Consider the following 19,563-nt stretch of genomic DNA (forward strand, 5'->3'; position numbering starts at 1 on the left):
CATCTCCCCTTACCCTACCAGGGTTCTACTTCCTACTTCGGTTTCGGATATACCTGATGTGTTCGCGCCCATTGTTGCCATTGGGCTGCAAGCTCTTGTACCTTCGCCGGCTGTTGTGCCGCCAGGTCATTCAATTCCGTTTGATCCTCTTTAATCTTATACAAGTGCCACGTGGTGTCCCGCGCAGTCGAGACCAGTTTCCAATCACCGTTCCGCACGTAGCGCGCATGGAAGTGCTCGTTATACAGCGTGCGGTCAGTCTTCTCCGTACCCTGTGTCAGCGCCGCAAGCAAGCTGGTGCCTTGCATCGGTGTGATCGTACGGTTGTCGTACTGCGCCGGATAGTCTGTTTTTGCCAACTGTAGAAACGTCGGCATAAAGTCCGTCAGGTGAGCCACCGTTTTATTGAACTTACCTTTTTGCGCAGCGGCGATCCCCTTCGGCCAGAAAGCGATCATCGGCGTGCGCACACCTCCTTCATACGATTCAGCCTTCGCATACTGGTACGGCGTATTCGCCACATTCGCCCACACGGGACCTATCGATGCAAAGGTCGTCTCCGGCCCCGGCAACACTTCCTTCTTCAACGGGTACACAATGGTCTCCCCCGTACGTGTCTGCCCAGGCCGGTCAAAGCCCGGACCATAACGCTCGCAGATCTCGGGACTGGCGCCATTATCGCTCAGGAACAAAATGATAGTATTATCCAGTTGATTGGTTTCACGCAACGCTTGCAAAATGCGCCCGATGCCCTGGTCCATACGATCCACCATCGCAGCATGCACCGCCATGGCGTGCGCATCCCACGGCTGACTGGGATTATCTTCCCACCGCTGTTTGTCCTTTGTCATACGCGGCGACAACGGTGCCGTCCTGGGATCGATCAAACCGAGGTCTACCATGCGCTTATACCGCGCTTCCCGAATCGCATCCCATCCGACAGTATACGTATTTTCATACTTGCGAATATCCTCCGGCAGCGCGTGCAAAGGCCAATGCGGAGCCGTATGCGCCAGGTATATAAAGAAAGGATCTTTTCCTTTTCCGTAGGAGCGGATGTAACCCGCAACTGTATCGTTGAGCGCGTCGGTATGATAATAATTCTTCGGCACCGACTCGACGGGTGTCGTGCCGTGCACCAAACTAAAAGGATCGAAGAAATTCACAACACCGAAGATGTTGCCATAATATTTCTCAAAGCCCCGGTTCGTAGGATATTGTTCGATCGGCGAAAACAGCGGATGATTCTCCTGGTGGTTCAACCACCGGTTCTGCGCTTCTTTCGTAGGCTGCTCAATGGTATTTGACACATGCCACTTACCCGACATGGCCGTACGGTAGCCTCCACGTTTGAGTGCCTCCGCCAGCGTAATCGTATTCTCCGTAATATACCCACGGTAGCCCGGCTCATGACGATCGGTCGTCATTTCACCAATACCAGCCTGGTGATTAGAAATGCCGGTAAGCAACGCCGCCCGCGAGGGGCAACAACGCGAAGCATTATAAAACGAAGTAAAGCGCACGCCCTGCTGCGCGAGATAGTCAAGATTAGGGGTTTGAATCTCACCACCATAACAACCGAGATCAGAGTACCCCAAATCATCAGCCAGAATAAGAATGATATTAGGCCGGTCGTCGGTTTCATTGGCCGCGGTGTTAGTAGTCTGTACGTTGGAGCAGCCACTGAGAAGGGCCACTGACAACGTCAGAAAGGTGATTTTTTTATACTTCATTCGTCATTTAAATTCTGGTTCGAGCCTTCCGACCGAAGGAAAAACAGCGCACTCGTGTTCGCTCTCACACTCACTCTGTCTTAGCCTCCGGGCATCTTAACCAAACCTTATTTCTTTTTGCTCTTAGCGTTAACCGCTTTAATCACTTGTATCTCCGAAGAGCTAAACGGTGTACCATCCTTCCGCAGAATATCATGGAACCACAGCTCCGGCTCATTGCCCGAAGGAATCGGCGTATCCCACGCAAAAATCGTATTCGTCTTACCCATGATGAACCCCCAGTTAATAGCACCGACATTCTTCTCTTTCAACATCGGCATGATCACCTGAAAGAGGCTGCCATTGCGGCGCGCCATATACTCGGTGCAAATCAACGGGCGGCCGTTTTTCTTCAGGTCGTCAATCAGGGCAGCATGTTTTTCGATATAACCATACTGGTGATACGTAATCACATCCGAGTTCTGAAGTTGAAACTCATTCAGCGCTGCAAACTTCGGGCCCCAGTTCCAAAGACCCACTGACAACGGCTGTGACGGATTCACCTCACGTGCCCATGCAAATACGCTTTTCAATAGCGGAAGGCTCTTTTCATGCTGCTGATTGTTGCCAGGCTCGTTATAAAGGTCCCACAGCAAAATACGGTCGTCTTTGGCGAACGTCGTCAGTATGTCTTTTACGTACTTCTCCAGCACCACGAGCGTATCCGGGTGCGTATAGATCATCGTACCCGGGTCGCGCACCCAGCCGGAGTTGTGCACACCCGGCTTCGGGTCGGGTTGCTTACCCGGTGCGTACGTATCGTTCCAGCAATCGTCAAAGAACACAAACATAGTCTTGATACCATGCCGGGACGAGATCGCCAGGTATTCATTCAGGCGTTTTTTAAAACCTTCTTTATCAGTTGTCCACAGAATGTGGTGCAGAAACACGCGCATGGTCGTGAAGCCCAGGTCGGAGGCCCACTTCAGCTCGCGGTCGATGGCAACTTTGTCGAATGTTTCTTTTTGAAACATCTCGAGCTGGTTAATGGCCGAGTTCGGCTGATAATTACAGCCACTGATCCAGCCTTGTTTGGCGTACCAGTCATTGGCTTTTTGCGCAGGCCATTTTTTGTCCTGGGCTGTGGCAGCCACCACGGCAAATACAAAGGCGAGAGCGAGGATTGTTTGAGTTTTCATGATGCTAATGGTTGTTTAGAAAAATTGGTACTACCAATATAATGATGAGCCCCGATATATCGGTAGTACCGGAGTATAGTTATTGCGTTACTTCATAATCAGGATTCTGACCGCTGATCGGGTTAGTGTCACGCTCGCTCTGGGGGAACGGGAACAGTTTGTGTTTGTCTGTCGCTGCCGCGCCGCGCGCTTGTGCCAGCGATATAAACTTGTCGTGACGCAGCAGGTCTTCACGCCGCTTGCCTTCACCGACAAACTCCCAACCGCGCTCGCGCAGGATCAGGTCGCTCAGCACGGCCTTGCTGGTAGCTTCGGCAAACGTGAGGTCGTCCAACCCGGCACGGCCACGCACCTCATTGATAAGATTCAGCGCTTCCTGCGTGGGACCATTCAGCTCGTTCAGCGCTTCTGCGCGCGTCAGCAAAATATCGGCGTAGCGAATCACCGGCACATCGTTACCGCTATGATTGCCCACGGTAGCGTTATCCCAATACTTCATGCAACGAGCGTTGTCCGGTGTCGTCATCAAATCCACGGTGGCACCAGACGTGTTGACATACGTGCGCAGAATGAGGATGGCACGGCGATCATTGTCAAAGTCATAGGTATTGACAAAGCCGGAACGCAGGCGATACTGGGTGGCAAAGTTAGCCATGCTGTTTGTCCACGTATAGTCGGGAATCTGCGGCGTCGTCTTAAAGTTCTGCGGCAGGGCACCGGCAGTATACCAGTTACCATATCCGTCGATGTTCAGGCAGGGAATCACCAGGATCATTTCCTTGTTGTCGGAATTTTTGTCCCCTTCATTCTCTACCCGGAACATATTCTCAAACTCGGGGAAGAGCGCATAATAATGGAAGCCGATCACTTCCTGACTGGCATCTGCCGCCTTTTGCCACTGCTTCGTGTTCAAAAAGAATTTCGCCAGGATCGCCCATGCCTGACCTTTATTGGCACGGCCATAAGCCGCCTCTGCACCCGGATCAGGCAAGCCAGGAATGGCTGCACGTAGCTCCTCTTCAATGAAGGTCCTCATTTCCTCGTCTGAGGCGCGCGCCAACTGCGCGGGAGAAGTACTCGTGGTACGCAGCGGTGTGCTGCCAAACAGGTAATACAATTGGGCATACGCATGGGCACGCAGTAAACGGGCTTCAGCCGTATACAACGTCTTATTGGCATCCGTAATATCCGCCGTTTCCATCTGCTCCAGCATCAGGTTCACGTCGCGGACAGTGCGATAGTAAGGAGCCCAGTTGTCATCCTGGAACGTAGCCAGGGAAGGATCCCAGGTAAAATTGATAAGTTGGGTAGCCATGAGGTTTTCGGCACCCCCGGTATTGAACCCGACGTCCGTGGTCACCTCTGCGGCATTGATGATCCAGCGTGACGGCGTTGAAAGCTGCACGTTTTTGTAGGCATCGAACAACAGCGACTTCATACCGTTGTCGGTTTGAATAACGGCCGGCGTCAACTCACTGAAAGGTTCTACCTCCAGCATATCTTCACAACCCCACTGGAGCATCGAAGAAAGCGCAACGGCAAAAAGTATAGTATGTTTTTTCATGAATGTTCTCGGTTAGAATTGAATGTTTGCCCCCAGCAGGAATGTGCGTACCATCGGGTACGAGTTGTAATCTACTTTCGCAACATCATCACCCAACGAGTTCGATGTCGGGTCAATGCCGTTGTAGTCTGTGATCACGAACAGGTTTTGCCCCACGGCATAGAACTGCACGTTCTTAATAGGACCTGTCTTGATCGATAGGTTATACGACAACCGCACCGACTGCAGGCGGAAGTACGAAGCATCTTCTACCGTCAGCGAGTTAACAACCTGCTGGCCTTGCGATGTCGGGTTCACGAAAGACGGGTATTCGTTGCTCGGGTTCTCCGGCGTCCAACGGTTCAGATAGGGATCAGCGAGTTTGTTGCGGCGGAAGGCCGTCGGGAAATAGGTATCTGCGGCGGTCGAGTTCAACAGGTAACCGCCCTGAGAACCTTCGAAGTATGCCTGCAATGAAATGGCTTTGTACGTCCAGGTACTGGTGATGCCATAGGTGTAGTCGGGAATCGACGAACCCAACACCACGCGATCATCTGCGGTAATGCTCTTGCTGCCATCTTTGTCGTAAAACTTCAGGTCACCGGGCTTTACAGCAGCCGGCCATCCGGTATAATCGTCGTTGGTCTGCCACACGCCGACTACGCGATAACCATAGTATGAACCAAGCGATTCGCCCGGCTTCGTAATAACAGAACCCGCAGGAATCGAGCCGATCGCTCCGTTCAGGATTTGTTTGTTCGGTCCGAGGTTTAACACTTCGTTTTTCACCGTCGCGATGTTTCCACCCAGGTTCCAGGTGAAATCGTCACGGCGGAAGATGTCGCCCGCCAGCGCAAGCTCAATACCCGAGTTCCGGATGCTGCCCACGTTCTCGAGACGATCGCCGTACCCGGTGCTCAAAGGTTGCGGCACCGGAAGGAGCAGCTTTGTTGTCTTGCGGTTATAGTATTCAATGGAACCCGTGATGCGATGATCGAAGAACTGGAAGTCCACGCCGATATCGGCTTGCTGGGAAGATTCCCACTGCAGGTCCGGATTTGCCAGACGGGTCGGGAAAAATATAGTATTGCGCGTATTATCAAACACGGGGCCCCCGCTGCTGGCACCATAGGTCCGCATAAACTGGTAGTTCCCGATAGCCTGGTTACCGACAGTACCATAGCTGCCGCGTAGCTTCAGCTCATCGATAAAGCCGACACTGGCCAGGAACGGCTCCTCCTGGATTTTCCAGGCAACAGCCGCCGACGGGTAATAACCGAAGCGGTTGTTATTGCCGAACCGCGAAGAGCCGTCTGCACGGAACGATGCCGTAAACAGATAGCGATTCTTAAACGAATAGTTCACCCGGCCCAGGTAAGAAGCCAATACAGCGCTTTGACGGCCGCTGCCGAGCAGGTTCAAATCGCTCGCGCCGGTGCCGATAGCGTTGTAGCTCAGGTCGGGTGTCAGGTATCCACGGCCCGTACCGTTGAACGTGTTTGTACCAAAATGCTCGTATGTAGCACCCGCCACCGCGTTGACGGAGTGATCGTCGCCGAATTTCTTATTGTAATTCAAGGTACCCTCCAGCAGGTAATAATTAGATTCACCCGTCCATACGGACGCAATACCATTCGACTGCAAGCCAATCAAGGTGCTGGGATCGATCCAACCGTTGCGACGGCTGGTATTGAGATCACCCGCCACCTTAACCTTGGCAGACAATTCGGGAAGAACAAAGTATTCGCCGAAGACCGAGCCGAATACACGGTACGTATTGCTTTTAGCATACTGACCTCTCATCAACGCCACCGGGTTATCCATGTTCGTGCCGATGGAAGGAGCGCGGAAGTAGTCGCCGTTTCCGTCGTATACCGGCACCGTAGGATCGTAGTATACAGCCGAATACATACCGCTGCCGTTCTCGTTGATTCCCAATCCGACGGAGTTGTAGTCATCTTTCAGATACGATGCATTCATCGCCATGCCAAACGCATATTTCTTATCGACTGCGTTTTCAATGTTCAGACGCGCATTATACCGCTTGGTACCCGAGTTGAGGAGAACACCTTGCTGATCAAAATATCCGAGCGACGCATAAAACTTCGTGTTGTCTTTGCCACCCGAAAAACTCAGATCGTGACTCTGAATAGGCGCCGAACGGGATACTTCCTTTTGCCAATCGGTATTCAGTACGTTGTCGTCTACACGCGCGGCACCCGCGCCACCACCGGCATCGATAATGCCATTCAACGCGTCGCGATACTCCGTGCCACTCAGCAGGTCCAATCTGTTGGAAACGCGCTGTGTACCCACTTGCACATTATAGTTGATCTTTAATGCACCGGCAGCACCTTTCTTGGTCGTGATCAGCACAACACCGTTGGTGCCACGCGATCCATAGATGGCAGTAGCCGACGCGTCCTTCAGGATCTCGATCGATTCGATATCCGCCGGATTCAAGCTGTTCAGCGGATTCCGAGGGTTGGGGTTATTCGAAATACCCGCAGCCGAAGGCGATCCCACCGGCGATATGTTGTTCACCGGCATACCATCAATAACATAGAGCGGATCGTTACCCGCCGTAATGGAGCTGATCCCACGGATCTTCACGCTCATCGCACTACCCGGCTCACCACTCTTCTGGTATACCTGTACGCCCGGCGCCCGGCCTTGCAGTGCCTGCGCCACAGACATATTGGCGCCGGGATTAAGTTGATCGTTTTTGATCGAAACCACAGAGCCCGTAAGATCCTCACGTTTTACCGTACCGTAGCCCACCACAACCATTTCTTGCAGCGTTGTGATATCAGGACTCATCGGCACATCTATCCGCGTCTGATTGGATACCACAATCTCCTCGGGGAAATATCCGACAAACGAAAAAATGAGCGTAGCGCCCGTTGGCACCGACAAGGTATATTCACCACTCACGTCGGTGGTCGTACCGGCGGCGGTTCCTTTGATCAGGACGTTTACGCCGGGCAGGGCCGTGCCGTCTACCAGTTCGGTCACTTTCCCTTTAATAATAACTTCTTGCTGTGCGGCCACTGGCATGACCAGGACGGCAAGAAGGATCAATAATAAAAAACTGCCCGGCAGCGCGAAGCGCCCCAACAGCAGATTCCTGCAAATTTTAGTAGAATAGACAGGTAGTGTTTTCTCCATAGCTTTACGTTTAATTCAACATTCTTCAGGCCTGATTCGCCGACGTATCAAAGCTAGGAGGCGTCATCGTTTGCGTTCGTATCGCACAAGGCCAATAAAGTATCAATTTGTAACACATCCCCCGAATTGATCTGATTTGGCGGTTCCGTGATTGCAATCGTTAACAAGCCCGTTGCAGGAGAATTTTCTACCTGTATTTTTGACCTGCCGCACATGAAGAAACTCTTCACATTTGTCATTTTCCTGGCCGCGTTTACGCAAACGAACGCGCAGTTCTACTATTTCCGCCGCTACCAGGTGGAACAGGGACTGTCCAACAATACGGTTTACGCCTGCCTGCAGGATAGCAAGGGCTTTATGTGGTTTGGCACCGTCGACGGCTTGAACCGTTTCGACGGTTACACCTTCAAGACCTTCCACTACGACGACCGCGATCCCTACAGCATCGGCAGCAATGCCGTGCGGTGCTTGCACGAAGACAACCAGGGCAACCTGTGGGCAGGCACCGGCAAAGGCCTGTACCGCTATGACGCCATGCTCGAACGCTTCTATCCCTTTCATACATGCCTGGGCGGCGATGTCTTGAGCATCAATAGCGACGCCGACGGCAACCTATGGTATATCTGCACGCAAAACCTCTACCGGGTGTCGCGCCACGACGGGTCCGTTACATGCTTCGAACAGTTTCGCGCCACGTCTATTGTCGTGACCGCCACCGGCGACCTATGGGTATCCGAAGCCACCAACGGCCTGCTGAAATATATACCGGCCACCAACAGCTTCGAAGTACACCCGCTCGGTGCGTACCCCGGCCGCGCAAAACAAGACGTCGTGATCGAAAAGATCATGCCCCTCAACGACGACGATTTTATCGTGGGCAGCGCCAACCAGGGTCTTTTACTGTTTAATACACGCACAGGCCAAACCACGTCGTTACAGTCTCTGCTGGGCAAAGTGGTATTTGTACGCGACATCCTGCGCGTAACCGAACGCGAGTATTGGATAGCGACCGAAAACGGCATTTATATCTATGACCATGCGTTGCAGCGGGTCACCCACCTGCAGAAAGAATACAATGACCCCTATTCGCTTTCCGACAACGCCGTATACTCGCTGTTTAAAGATCGCGAGAACGGCATCTGGGCGGGCACCTTCTTTGGCGGCGTCAGCTACGTACCCGCGACCAGCGCGCGCTTCCGGAAATATTATACCCGCCCCGGCGCCAACTCCATCCAGGGCGACGCCATTCGCGAGTTGTGCCCCGACGGACAAGGCCACCTGTGGATCGGCACCGAAGACGCCGGCCTCAACGTGCTCGACACCGCTACCGGCAAATTCACACACTACGCCCCCACCCCCGGCGACACCGCCAGCATCGGCTATCACAACATCCACGGCCTGGCCCTGGAAGGCAACCACCTCTGGATCGGTACCTTCAAACACGGCCTTGACGTCTTCGACCTCACCACACGCAAAGTCGTCAAACGCTATTTCCGTACTGCCAGGCCGGGCAAAGCAAACAGCGACTTTATATACTCCCTGCTGCGCACACGCAACGGAACTATATACGCCGGTACCGGCTCCGGACTTTTTGCATTACAACCACCGTACAAAGGCGACTTTGTTGCTACCGAGTGGTTCCCCTATGGCACGCTCATCAGCAACCTCTATGAAGACAGCCGCGGCACCGTGTGGATCAGCACCTTTCACCGCGGTGTAACCGGTTACGGCCGCACAGGCGACATGCGTGTCCTTCGGCATACCAGTGCCGCGACATCACTCCCGACCAGCCATATTAACTGTGTCTTCGAAGATAGCCACGGCCGGTTCTGGGTTGCCACCGACGCCGGCCTGGCGCACTACGACCTCACCGAAGACCGCGTCGTGACCCTCTACAACGAACACGACGGCATGCCCGGCAACATGGTCTTTCGCGTGCTGGAAGACAACAACGGCCGCCTGTGGGCCAGCACCTCCAAAGGCCTGGCGTGCATCGACCCGGTGACCCGCAAGATCCAGGTCTATACGCAGGCCGACGGCCTCCTCAGCAACCAGTTCAACCACAACTCAGCATACCGCGACGATCAGGGAGTGCTATACTTTGGTTCTGTACACGGACTCATCTCCTTCCGGCCGGAAGATTTTGTACAAAACACCTACAGACCACCGGTATACATCACCGGCATACAAGTAAACAACACCGAGCTCCCGATCTGGAAAGCGCGGTCGCCGCTCAAGAAATCCATCACCTACACTGACGAGATCATTCTGAACCACACGCAGTCGACCTTTAGCGTGGACTTCTCGGCCTTGTCATACGAGGCACCGCAGATGACACGCTACGCCTATAAAATGGAAGGCCTCGACAAAGAGTGGATACACCTGACTAATAACCGAAAAGTATACTTCACCGACCTCTCGCCCGGCGAGTATACCTTCCGCGTACGGGCCATCGCCGACGGCATTCCGCCCGACAACGCTGCCGGCACTGCCCTGCACATCGTCATCAAGCCACCCGTGTGGGCGTCGCAGAGCGCGTATATTGTTTATGTACTACTCGGAGCCTCCGCGTTGGTCTTCCTCATCATCCGCTATCAGAAACGAACCGAAGAAAAGAACAAAGCCCGCCTGAGCTTTTTCCAGAATGAAAAAGACAAAGAGCTGTACAATGCCAAGATTGAATTCTTTACCAACATTGCCCACGAGATCAAAACACCGTTAACACTGATCAGCCTGCCGCTGGAGAAGATCCTACAACAGCCCGGCCTCGATCACGAGACAAAAGCCAACCTGAAAATTATGGAGAAAAATACCAACCGTTTGATCAGCCTCTCGAACCAGCTGTTCGACTTCAGGAAAACCGAAGGGAACGTCTTTAGCCTTTCCTTTGTCAAGACCGACATCTGCAGCCTTCTCTCCGACCTGCTGCAGCAGTTCCGCCCCGCCGCCGAAGAACGCAAGATGATCCTGGACACCCGGCTGCCAAACATCTACTTCCAGGCCTACGTAGACCCAGAGGCACTCAAAAAGATCCTCAGCAACTTATTCAGCAACGCCATCAAATACGGCCGCGAGCAGATCAGCGTAAGCATCCTGCCTTTCAGCAGCTACGATGAACACTTTACCATACAAGTCACCAACGACGGCCCGCTCATACCCGAGTCGCAAAAAGAAAAGATCTTTGAGCCCTTCTTCCGCCTGCCCGGCACACAAGCCGAAGGCACAGGCATAGGCCTCGCGTTGGCACAGTCGCTCACCCGCCTGCACAAGGGCCACCTGGAGGTAAGCCTGGACAGCGGCGTAAACGCCTTCATGCTCAGGTTGCCCATCCGCCAGGAAAAAGAATTCCAGTTGTTCGACGAGTCGTTTGAAGAACTCAGCGCCACCGCTGCCCTTGAAAAACCGGCCGCGGCAGAAAAGAGTGGCCTGAGCACCATCATGCTGGTAGAAGACAACCAGGAAATACGCGACTTCCTGGTAAAAGAGCTGAGCCCCGAATACAACATTGCCACCGCCGGCAACGGCGTGGAAGCGCTGGCCAGGCTCAACGACACAACGGTACAGCTAATCATCAGCGATGTGATGATGCCCGTCATGGACGGCTTTGAATTATGCCGGCAGATCAAATCCAGGCTGGACCACTGCCACATTCCCATCATTTTGCTCACCGCCAAAAACACGCTGCAATCAAAGATCGAAGGCCTGGAAATGGGTGCCGATGCCTATATCGAAAAACCATTCTCCCAACAACACCTGAACGCCCAGATTGTCAGCCTGCTCAAAAACCGCGATCACGTCAAATCCTACTTCTCGGCATCTCCGTTGGTAAATATCAAAACGGTAGCCTATTCACGGACCGACGAAAACTTCCTGTTACGCCTAACCGACATCATCACCCGCAACATGGGCGAAGCGGAGATCAACGTAGAAATGATCGCCGCCGAAGTAAACATGAGTCGCCAGACACTATACCGCAAAGTCCGCGGCCTGACCAATCTCACTCCCCACGAGCTCATCATGGTAACAAAACTGAAGAAAGCCGCCGAGCTCCTGGTAACAGGCGACTACAAGATCTACGAAGTAGCCGAAAAAGTAGGCTACAGCGTCGCCGCCAACTTCAGCCGCGACTTCACCAAACAGTTCGGCATCAGCCCCTCCGAATACATGAGCTCAAGACAAGGAGCACCGAAGGGCATATAGTAATAGTAAAAGAATGAATTGCTGGAGCGGGTGTGAGCACCAAGCGTCGGCGTAGGTGCGTCACCTGCGTTAGTCCCCCGCCACCAAACAATAGACAAGGCAGTAACTCACAACAGAAACGGCAATTGCAAACAACGATAACAATAGCACACAACCACTACAGTCTTAATGAATCCGCGCGACAACCACTACATTGGAGCGCCATTCGTTAATTCTGCACTAAAACCTTTGCAATCTTCTCATTAATCTCACTCAAAAACGGCTCATCTCTGACAACAACATAATCACTCCGCTGCACCTCCTCATATATCGCCGGCAAATCTTCCAGATTCACCTTCTTATCCTTTATTCCCTCCAACGTCTCGCGAATCCAAAACACCTGGTTGGTGGTTGGGATGCGGTGAAAGGTCCATTCGACATAATTCTCCAATGCCGCATACACCTGTAGCACGAGCTTGTTGCGGTGCTCGGTCAAAATGGCTTCTGCGATGGCCGGCATTCCTGCGCCTACATGCGAAGGAATGCTCCGCAATCCCTGGTTTGTTATGAATCTTTTCATACATTACTAGTGTAAAGACGCCTCAATACTAATAAAATTAGTTTTAATAAACTAACATTATTAGCTATTCCTTCTTTAGAAAGTTGTAGCAACACTTAAACAGTTCAAAAATGAGGGTTTTGCATGTTGACGATTTGCTGGAATTTAATGGCGAAGTGTACGCGAACTGGCGGCTATCGGGTGCCATGGGAATCCAATACCTGAACTGCAACGGTATCATGATCATCCGCCCCATGCTGCCGCAAGAGGAAGACGTGGACGACGCCGTGCCTACGGCAGAAGCCGCCGACGCCTGGATCATCTCCATCAACCCCGATGACGTTCTGAAACTTACCGCCGCCAGCGAGGAAATGGCCTTCTACGTCGAGAAGGACCGGATTGTGTTATAAACGATTAGTGCAGAAAGAAAGAGGCTATGCCCGTGAGCACCAGGGTGACTCCCGTAATGATGCCGGCATTGTGCTCCAGCGTATGCCAGTTCATTTTTACCAGCCCGCGATATGTAAGCCGCACCCACAACACCATGCCGCTCACCGTCACAATAGTATATAACACCGCCAGCACAGCCACCAGCCACCAGCCCGTGGCGCCCGCCATGAGAAAATAGGCTTCTATTTCCAGGCACGGCGAAAAGAACATCGCAATGACAAGGCTGATCACCACCTGCCGTGGTGAAATGACCGGCTTGCTGTGCAAGTGAAAATGTTTATGACGGTGGTGCTGATACATGTAAAAGAGGCCCAGCGCGATCAGCACGCCCGGCGCAAAGAAGTGGGTGAATGGTTCGATGCTGTCGCTCAGCGCGCGCCCGGCAAGGGCAATGAGGCCGCCCAGCAACACCGTGCTCAAGGCATGGGCGAGTCCCGCCGCCAGCGTAACCGACGTCGTTTGACTCAGCGACCATTGTTCGCGACGGCTAATAGCCAGAACGGGAAGCCAATGGTTGGGAATGAGCGCGTGTAATACGCTTAAGACTAGGCTTCCGGCAATCAGTGCAATCATGTAAAAATATAGGGCTTCCCGCGTACAGCGCGCCCGGTTGTAAATCGGTGCCGCGCGGTGTTGGAGAACACAAAATTAACCACCAGTGTTCCACCGCGTGCGGCAAAGTCGATAAAGTTTTTGCTAATTTTAGATCTTTCACCTTCTAACCACGAACTATGTCTATCTGGGACAAACTTAAGGCAGAGCTCATTGACATCATCGAATGGACCGATGAGAGCCGGAACACCATGGTGTGGCGTTTTCCGCGCTACCAGAATGAGATCAAGTATGGCGCGCAGCTCACTGTACGGGAAAGCCAGGTAGCAGTCTTTGTAAACGAAGGACAGATCGCCGATGTTTTCCAGCCGGGAAGATATACGCTGCAAACACAAAACATGCCCATCCTGACAACACTGAAGGGATGGAAATATGGATTCGACAGCCCGTTCAAGGCCGAAGTATACTTTGTCAACACCAAAAACTTTACCGATCAGAAGTGGGGCACCAAAAATCCCATTATGATGCGCGACCAGGAGTTTGGCCCCATTCGCCTGCGCGCCTTCGGCTCGTTCGCACTAAAAGTAAAAGACGCCGGCAAATTTATTAAAGAGATCACCGGCACCCAGGGCCACTTTACAACGGAAGAGGTAGCCGAACAGCTCCGCAACCTCATCCTCACACGCTTTACCGACGCCGTCGGCGAAAGTAAAATTCCCGCCCTGGACCTGGCCGCAAACTACGACGAGCTCTCCAGGATCGTGACCGACAAGATCGGCACCGAGTTTTCAGACTATGGCCTGGAGCTAACCAAATTCCTGATAGAAAATATCTCGCTGCCGCCAGAAGTGGAGCAAGCGCTCGACAAACGCAGCAGCATGGGTATACTCGGTAACCTCAATGCGTATACGCAATTCCAGGCCGCCAACGCGTTGGAGTCCGCCGCCAATAATCCCGGTGGCGTGGGCAGCGACATGATGGGACTCGGTGTAGGACTTTCCATGGCCCAGCAAATGACGCAGGCGCTTAACAACGCTAACTCCCACCAGGCACAAGCGCCCAACCTCAACCAGGGACCGCCGCCCATCCCGAATGCCAACATACAATACTTTGTCGCCGTCAACGGCCAGCAGCAAGGTCCATTCAACCTGCAAGCCATCGACCAGATGGTAAAGCAAGGTCAGCTAACACGCGACATGCTCGTGTGGAAGCAGGGCATGCCCAACTGGATAAAAGCCGGTGAAGTAGGCGACCTGACAAACATCCTTGGCGCTATGCCCCCACCGCTGCCGCCACAGTAGTATTAGCAATATATCGAACCATTCTTTAACGAAGTTATACCTACTTCATGAGTGACTTTCATGAACCTACCGACCAGGTCAGCAAAGACCTCGCATGTTCGAACTGCGGCGCCACGCTGACCTATCAACCCGGTACGACACACGTAGAGTGTGCCTACTGCGGCACAAAAGCAGAGATCAACGCAGCCACAGGCATTGTAGAAACAGACCTGGAAGAATACCTGGCCAAAGTCTGGGAAGACGATGAAACGGTATCCGTGACCGTCGTGAGTTGCAACAGCTGCGGCGGCACCTCGACGCTTGCCCCCAACGTGGTATCCGACACCTGTCCGTTCTGCGCCTCCAACCTGGTGGTGAAGAACGGCACCACCTCCGCCATCCATAAGCCGCAGTATATACTGCCATTCTCGTTTGGACCCCCGTTAGCCCAGGAGCGCTTCCGCGGCTGGCTCAAGAAACTGTGGTTTGCCCCCAGCGACCTGAAAAAGTATGCCGACATCGACGGTAAGCTCAACGGCATGTACCTGCCCTATTGGACCTTCGACTGTACGACAGACTCGATCTATTCGGGCGAACGCGGTGATTATTACTACACCACAGAATCCTACACGCACCACGAAAACGGAAGATCGGAAACCCGCACCCGGCAGGTACGGCATACACGGTGGTCGTCCGCACACGGCCAGGTAAACAATACATTTGACGACCTGCTGATCGAAGGAAGCCGCTCGTTGCCCAAGAACAAATTACGCGCCCTCGAGCCGTGGGACACCCAAAAACTCCTACCGTACGACGATCAATACCTGGCAGGCTTCCGCACAGAAGTGAACGTCGTAAACATCAAGAACGCCTACACTGAAGCCCAGGGTCGCATGCAGCCCCAGATCCAGGCATCGGCCAAACAGGATATCGGCGGCGACGAGCAACAACTTCACTCCCTCGACACACGCTACCTGGACCCAAGCTTCAAACACGTACTCCTCCCGGTATGGATCAGCGCCTACCGCTACAACAACAAAGTATATCAATTCATCATCAACGCCCGCACCGGCGAAGTGCAGGGCGAACGCCCCTACAGTGCAATAAAGATTACACTATTCATCGTAGCCATTATACTCTTCATCTTATTCCTGACCACACTATAACGCAATGCGCCTGGCGCAGATCTTAGCCCGTCTCGGGCGAGACCTGTGCCCAGGCTTAGAGCTAACGGCGCCTATAAAACGGTAACACCAACCCCACATCCAGCCCCACCTGAATAGGCCGCAGCGTATAAACGCTCTCTTCGGAATACACCGACCCAAACGACTGCTCCAGGAACGGCGTCAACGTAAGCACATGATGCTGCGATAACATCACCCGATTCTCGAGCCCGGCCCGCAACGCGATCCGCATATCATTCACCGTAAAACGATGCCCCGCATGGAGCGTCCGATTCGTCACCGCCACCTGCCGGTTGACATGAAGTGCGAGTAGTATATTCCGTTCATGCCGCAGAAACATCACCTGCTGAATCACCCCCACCTGCACGCCAAGATAATGCAGTGTATTGGTCACATCATTGCGACGAACGCTGGAATAAGCATTGACTTCAATCGATTTATCGGCAATATGTTGCACCTCCACACTATCGGCAATAATATTATAATAGTTATAATCGGTATGCTCTTGCAGCATGTTCCACGAAATGCCCGTCGTCAGCATCGTACGCCGCGCCAGGGGGTAACGCACAGTAACGCTGAGCTGATAACCTGTATTACGCCACGACGCCTGATTTTTATTATTGAGACCCGTAACGTAGTAAAGATCCTTTGCGGGATCCATCTTCTTAAAGGTATAGTTCGCACCCGCTTGAAATTGAATCGACCATTTGCTCCGTGCACGTTCCGCGCGTTTCTTTTCCTCAACAGAATCGCTTTTTAAAACTTTTGTCTTCGTCTCTTCCGCACGAAGGCGGTCCAGCCCGTCAAGCGGCGTCAGGGCCAGCAGCTCGGCCTGGGGTATATTGCGTTTGCGGAATGGCATCGGCGGACCATTGAGCGCACGGGTAACACTGTCGCCTTCGGTATCGTTACCACGCCCAGCATCTTTACCGCGTCCAACGGTTTCTTCGCGCGCAACGTGTATAGCTGTGCCCGGGCGATTGGTGTGACGTGCAAGAAGCTCTCTGCCTTCATCGTTCCCTTGTCCATCGTCATTTTTCTGTTCACGCGCGGCACGCGCTGTACCCCCTCGGTGACGCAGCGGCTCATCATCTTGATTACGGCGTCGCGCGTGGTCGCGTGTGGCGCCAATAGCAACAGGGCGTTGCCGGGCAAGATCATTGCTCCTCACGGTGTACTCATATACCTCGCCGGCATCAACGCGAGGCGTACAGGCTACCTCCACGTTAGAACCCGGTATAGACCCCGTGTTATCCCCCGCGAGTACACGATGATCGTCAGTATCCGCCGACGCGCCAGTCGCCGACGTGGTACTGTCACAAGGCACTTCAACCGTATTATGAACCACAGCCGACGGCGCCGGCAAGGTCCCCTTTGAAGACGCGGCGTGTTGCACCACCGTAGCAGCACGCTGCTGCCCGACAGCATGCGTCGCCACATGGTAGGATACCAACGAGCCGAGACCGATCAATAGCAGCAGTAACAGCAGCAAACCATACATGCGGTAGTCAAATCCTCTACGGTCGAGCGCCGCTTCAATAGGGGGCCACCCACCCTCGGGTGGCGTAACTTCCAGGTCTGTGAGCGCATCCCGGAATGGTTTTTCAAAGTCATTCATATCAGATAACCCGTTTGTATGCGACATGATCCGATCCGTTAAGTTTAGACTTCATTAAATCCTTGGCACGCGAAAGCTGCGACTTGGAAGTACCTTCCGATATATTCATGAGCCCCGCAATCTCCTTATGGGTGTACCCTTCTATCACATACAGGTTGAAGATGTGCTTACAGCCCACGGGCAACGCATCGATGAGCTGCAGCAAATCCTCCTTGCGCAGCTCGCTTAAGATGTGATCGTAGTTGTTATCGTCGTAGTGCACAATGGTATCGGTCGAAATTTGTTTTTGGTGCTTTTTGTGACGGTAATAGTAGGTAATGGCCGTATTGGCCGTCACCTTGCGAACCCAGGCTCCGAGCGAATCGATCGCTTGCGACTGTTGCAACGATTTGTAAATATTGATAAAGGCCTCCTGGAATATATCCTTCGCGTCCTCGGGCGTCGCAGCATAGCGCCGGCATACACCCATTACCTTGGGGGCGTAATGTTGGTACAGCTGCTCCTGTGCTCCGCGATGACCTTGTCTACAACCGGCGATCCAATGTTCTTCCATAGCTACCAGGAAGTCCACACGGCTCGCACCGTGTGGACGTTGTATAAATACTTGAGTTTAACGGTTTCTATTTTGCATACTCCTTATTGCGGCCAGTCGGTGATGGTGATCGTCACCGTCGTTTCGCTGCATTGGCCGTCGTGACAGATCATATAAATAAAGCTCTCCTGGCCCCCGAAGTGATTGTTCGGGATGAACTTGAACATCTCCAGCGAGAAATATTGTATCGAGCCGCTATACGGTTGCTGGGGTGTAGTGATCTGAAGCTGGTTCGTGGGTACACCGTTGAGTACGTCGTTGCCGATGATATCCTGGAACGGGATGTTCAGCGCGTCATAGTTGGCCATCATCTCGAGATATTGAGCGTGCGTATAGACGATGTCGTCACCAACTGCCTGGATAGGGCCCGCCTCGCCTACGTTGATGCTGACCGTGGCTTGTGAGCAGGAACCATCGTAGCAGATCTGGTACGTGAAACTGTCAGAACCGCTATACCCATCTTCAGGGCTGTACCGGAACACTTCATTTTGCTCGTAGCGAGCGGTGCCGTGCTGGGGCGGTGTCACGATCGATACCTCGAGCTCGATGTACTGCACGCCGCCGATTTGGTCATTGCCAAAGATCGCTGACAACGGATACGTAATCTGATTACCCGGCCAGGCTTCCAGCAACGCGGCATACTCGGCAGCGGTATAGTTAAATACGTCGTTGATAGCTTGTACCGTAATGGTTTCCGGATGCACGGAGATCGACGCCACACCGTAATACAACACCTTGGGGTTCGCACGACCGGCAACGCTATAGACTACATAAACAGGTCCCGCATAGTCGGTGACAGAATAGTAAAAGAGTAGCCCGTCAATGATCTTAGCCTCACCTTGTGCCGGTTGATTAGTCACCTTCAGGGTAGCGACATCAAACTGGTCATCGCACAGGATGTCATTGGCCAGCACGTCGACAACGATCTGCGGATCGGTAGGCTTACCGTATCCCTGGTCGGGCACGGCCATGCTGTAACATTTGGTCTCGTCCGACACATAGGTAAATTCGATGGTTCCTTCATCACATTTACCGCCGGCACACACTGAATAAACTATTTGATCGGTTCCGCTGGTGAAATCCTCGTTCGGAGTATACATCAGCAGCGCACTGCTGAGAATGGATACGGTACCCTTGGTGGGCTCCTGAACAATCGAGATCGTCGAGGCACCGGTAAGTTTCGAAGCTTGTACCAGGTCAACCAGTACCGGACCGTTTACCACCATCGCGGCATCCAGGTCAACGGCCTGGTCGATCTCCTCGTCCGAGGGGATAACATCACCGCTCATTTCGTCACACGCTTGCGCCGCCAGGGCCAGCCCCACCAGGAGGAGGCTACGTCGGATTATACTTTTAACAGGAAATAACATGGTTATATGTATTATAGTGTTTATAGTGAATACGATAAATCAAAATGTGTACGTACAATACCATTGTCCTGAAGCGTGGCAAAATGGTTGGAAGTATAGGCAGAATCTTTACTTTTTTTTAGAACTTTAAGAATAAACCCCATCGCCATGTAGGGGC

13 protein-coding genes are annotated in these 19,563 nt (G+C 53.0%); 4 read left to right on the forward strand and 9 right to left on the reverse strand.

What is annotated here, in order from left to right; genetic code table 11:
• Window positions 1–32 precede the first annotated feature (32 nt).
• The 4 genes from K7P01_RS08425 to K7P01_RS08440 form a co-directional block, all read right to left on the reverse strand.
• Complete coding sequence (locus tag K7P01_RS08425) at window positions 33–1,733, reverse strand: arylsulfatase (RefSeq protein WP_267291799.1); 1,701 nt, start codon at window positions 1,731–1,733, stop codon at window positions 33–35.
• Window positions 1,734–1,840: 107 nt separating this feature from the next.
• Complete coding sequence (locus K7P01_RS08430) at window positions 1,841–2,911, reverse strand: glycoside hydrolase family 5 protein (RefSeq protein ID WP_267291801.1); 1,071 nt, start codon at window positions 2,909–2,911, stop codon at window positions 1,841–1,843.
• A gap of 79 nt (window positions 2,912–2,990) precedes the next feature.
• A complete protein-coding gene (locus K7P01_RS08435) occupies window positions 2,991–4,475 on the reverse strand; it encodes a RagB/SusD family nutrient uptake outer membrane protein (protein WP_267291803.1) in 1,485 nt (494 codons plus the stop codon).
• Between the two features lie 12 nt (window positions 4,476–4,487).
• The gene (locus K7P01_RS08440) at window positions 4,488–7,622 is read right to left on the reverse strand and encodes a SusC/RagA family TonB-linked outer membrane protein (RefSeq protein WP_267291805.1); all 3,135 of its coding nucleotides are present in this window, start codon (window positions 7,620–7,622) and stop codon (window positions 4,488–4,490) included.
• Window positions 7,623–7,835: 213 nt separating this feature from the next.
• On the opposite strand from K7P01_RS08440, the gene K7P01_RS08445 reads away from it, so the two are divergent.
• Complete coding sequence (locus tag K7P01_RS08445) at window positions 7,836–11,822, forward strand: two-component regulator propeller domain-containing protein (RefSeq protein ID WP_267291807.1); 3,987 nt, start codon at window positions 7,836–7,838, stop codon at window positions 11,820–11,822.
• A 208-nt stretch (window positions 11,823–12,030) separates the two neighbouring features.
• Here K7P01_RS08445 and K7P01_RS08450 read toward each other — a convergent pair whose 3' ends face one another.
• Entirely contained in the window at window positions 12,031–12,381 is a 351-nt protein-coding gene (locus K7P01_RS08450) for a hypothetical protein (protein ID WP_267291809.1), read from the reverse strand.
• A gap of 110 nt (window positions 12,382–12,491) precedes the next feature.
• On the opposite strand from K7P01_RS08450, the gene K7P01_RS08455 reads away from it, so the two are divergent.
• The gene (locus tag K7P01_RS08455) at window positions 12,492–12,770 is read left to right on the forward strand and encodes a hypothetical protein (RefSeq protein WP_267291811.1); all 279 of its coding nucleotides are present in this window, start codon (window positions 12,492–12,494) and stop codon (window positions 12,768–12,770) included.
• A 4-nt stretch (window positions 12,771–12,774) separates the two neighbouring features.
• Here the strand turns inward: K7P01_RS08455 and K7P01_RS08460 are convergent, their stop codons facing one another.
• Window positions 12,775–13,383, reverse strand: a complete 609-nt coding sequence (locus tag K7P01_RS08460; protein ID WP_267291813.1) for a hypothetical protein — start codon at window positions 13,381–13,383, stop codon at window positions 12,775–12,777.
• A 158-nt stretch (window positions 13,384–13,541) separates the two neighbouring features.
• Between K7P01_RS08460 and K7P01_RS08465 the strand changes: the two genes are divergently transcribed.
• Window positions 13,542–14,663, forward strand: coding sequence for an SPFH domain-containing protein (locus K7P01_RS08465; RefSeq protein ID WP_267291815.1), 1,122 nt, complete (start codon window positions 13,542–13,544; stop codon window positions 14,661–14,663).
• 47 nt (window positions 14,664–14,710) lie between these two features.
• Window positions 14,711–15,808 (forward strand): zinc finger domain-containing protein, encoded by a 1,098-nt coding sequence (locus K7P01_RS08470; RefSeq protein WP_267291817.1) that lies wholly within the window; start codon window positions 14,711–14,713, stop codon window positions 15,806–15,808.
• A gap of 61 nt (window positions 15,809–15,869) precedes the next feature.
• On the opposite strand, the gene K7P01_RS08475 is transcribed toward K7P01_RS08470, so the two are convergent.
• From K7P01_RS08475 to K7P01_RS08485, 3 genes are all read right to left on the reverse strand, one after another.
• A complete protein-coding gene (locus tag K7P01_RS08475) occupies window positions 15,870–17,444 on the reverse strand; it encodes a hypothetical protein (RefSeq protein ID WP_267291819.1) in 1,575 nt (524 codons plus the stop codon).
• A 1-nt stretch (window position 17,445) separates the two neighbouring features.
• Complete coding sequence (locus tag K7P01_RS08480; RefSeq protein WP_267291821.1) at window positions 17,446–17,997, reverse strand: RNA polymerase sigma factor; 552 nt, start codon at window positions 17,995–17,997, stop codon at window positions 17,446–17,448.
• 83 nt (window positions 17,998–18,080) lie between these two features.
• Window positions 18,081–19,406 (reverse strand): Ig-like domain-containing protein, encoded by a 1,326-nt coding sequence (locus K7P01_RS08485; protein WP_267291823.1) that lies wholly within the window; start codon window positions 19,404–19,406, stop codon window positions 18,081–18,083.
• Window positions 19,407–19,563: the final 157 nt, after the last annotated feature.

This window comes from Parachryseolinea silvisoli (genome assembly GCF_021190955.1).
GTDB classification, from domain to species: Bacteria; Bacteroidota; Bacteroidia; order Cytophagales; family Cyclobacteriaceae; genus Ohtaekwangia; species Ohtaekwangia silvisoli.

Bases quoted from the DNA above. Each gene is read 5' to 3' on its own strand.
- K7P01_RS08425 (WP_267291799.1), bottom strand. From the start codon at position 1,733: ATGAAGTATAAAAAAATCACCTTTCTGACGTTGTCAGTGGCCCTTCTC.
- K7P01_RS08430 (WP_267291801.1), bottom strand. From the start codon at position 2,911: ATGAAAACTCAAACAATCCTCGCTCTCGCCTTTGTATTTGCCGTGGTG.
- K7P01_RS08435 (WP_267291803.1), bottom strand. From the start codon at position 4,475: ATGAAAAAACATACTATACTTTTTGCCGTTGCGCTTTCTTCGATGCTC.
- K7P01_RS08440 (WP_267291805.1), bottom strand. From the start codon at position 7,622: ATGGAGAAAACACTACCTGTCTATTCTACTAAAATTTGCAGGAATCTG.
- K7P01_RS08445 (WP_267291807.1), top strand. From the start codon at position 7,836: ATGAAGAAACTCTTCACATTTGTCATTTTCCTGGCCGCGTTTACGCAA.
- K7P01_RS08450 (WP_267291809.1), bottom strand. From the start codon at position 12,381: ATGAAAAGATTCATAACAAACCAGGGATTGCGGAGCATTCCTTCGCAT.
- K7P01_RS08455 (WP_267291811.1), top strand. From the start codon at position 12,492: ATGAGGGTTTTGCATGTTGACGATTTGCTGGAATTTAATGGCGAAGTG.
- K7P01_RS08460 (WP_267291813.1), bottom strand. From the start codon at position 13,383: ATGATTGCACTGATTGCCGGAAGCCTAGTCTTAAGCGTATTACACGCG.
- K7P01_RS08465 (WP_267291815.1), top strand. From the start codon at position 13,542: ATGTCTATCTGGGACAAACTTAAGGCAGAGCTCATTGACATCATCGAA.
- K7P01_RS08470 (WP_267291817.1), top strand. From the start codon at position 14,711: ATGAGTGACTTTCATGAACCTACCGACCAGGTCAGCAAAGACCTCGCA.
- K7P01_RS08475 (WP_267291819.1), bottom strand. From the start codon at position 17,444: ATGAATGACTTTGAAAAACCATTCCGGGATGCGCTCACAGACCTGGAA.
- K7P01_RS08480 (WP_267291821.1), bottom strand. From the start codon at position 17,997: ATGGAAGAACATTGGATCGCCGGTTGTAGACAAGGTCATCGCGGAGCA.
- K7P01_RS08485 (WP_267291823.1), bottom strand. From the start codon at position 19,406: ATGTTATTTCCTGTTAAAAGTATAATCCGACGTAGCCTCCTCCTGGTG.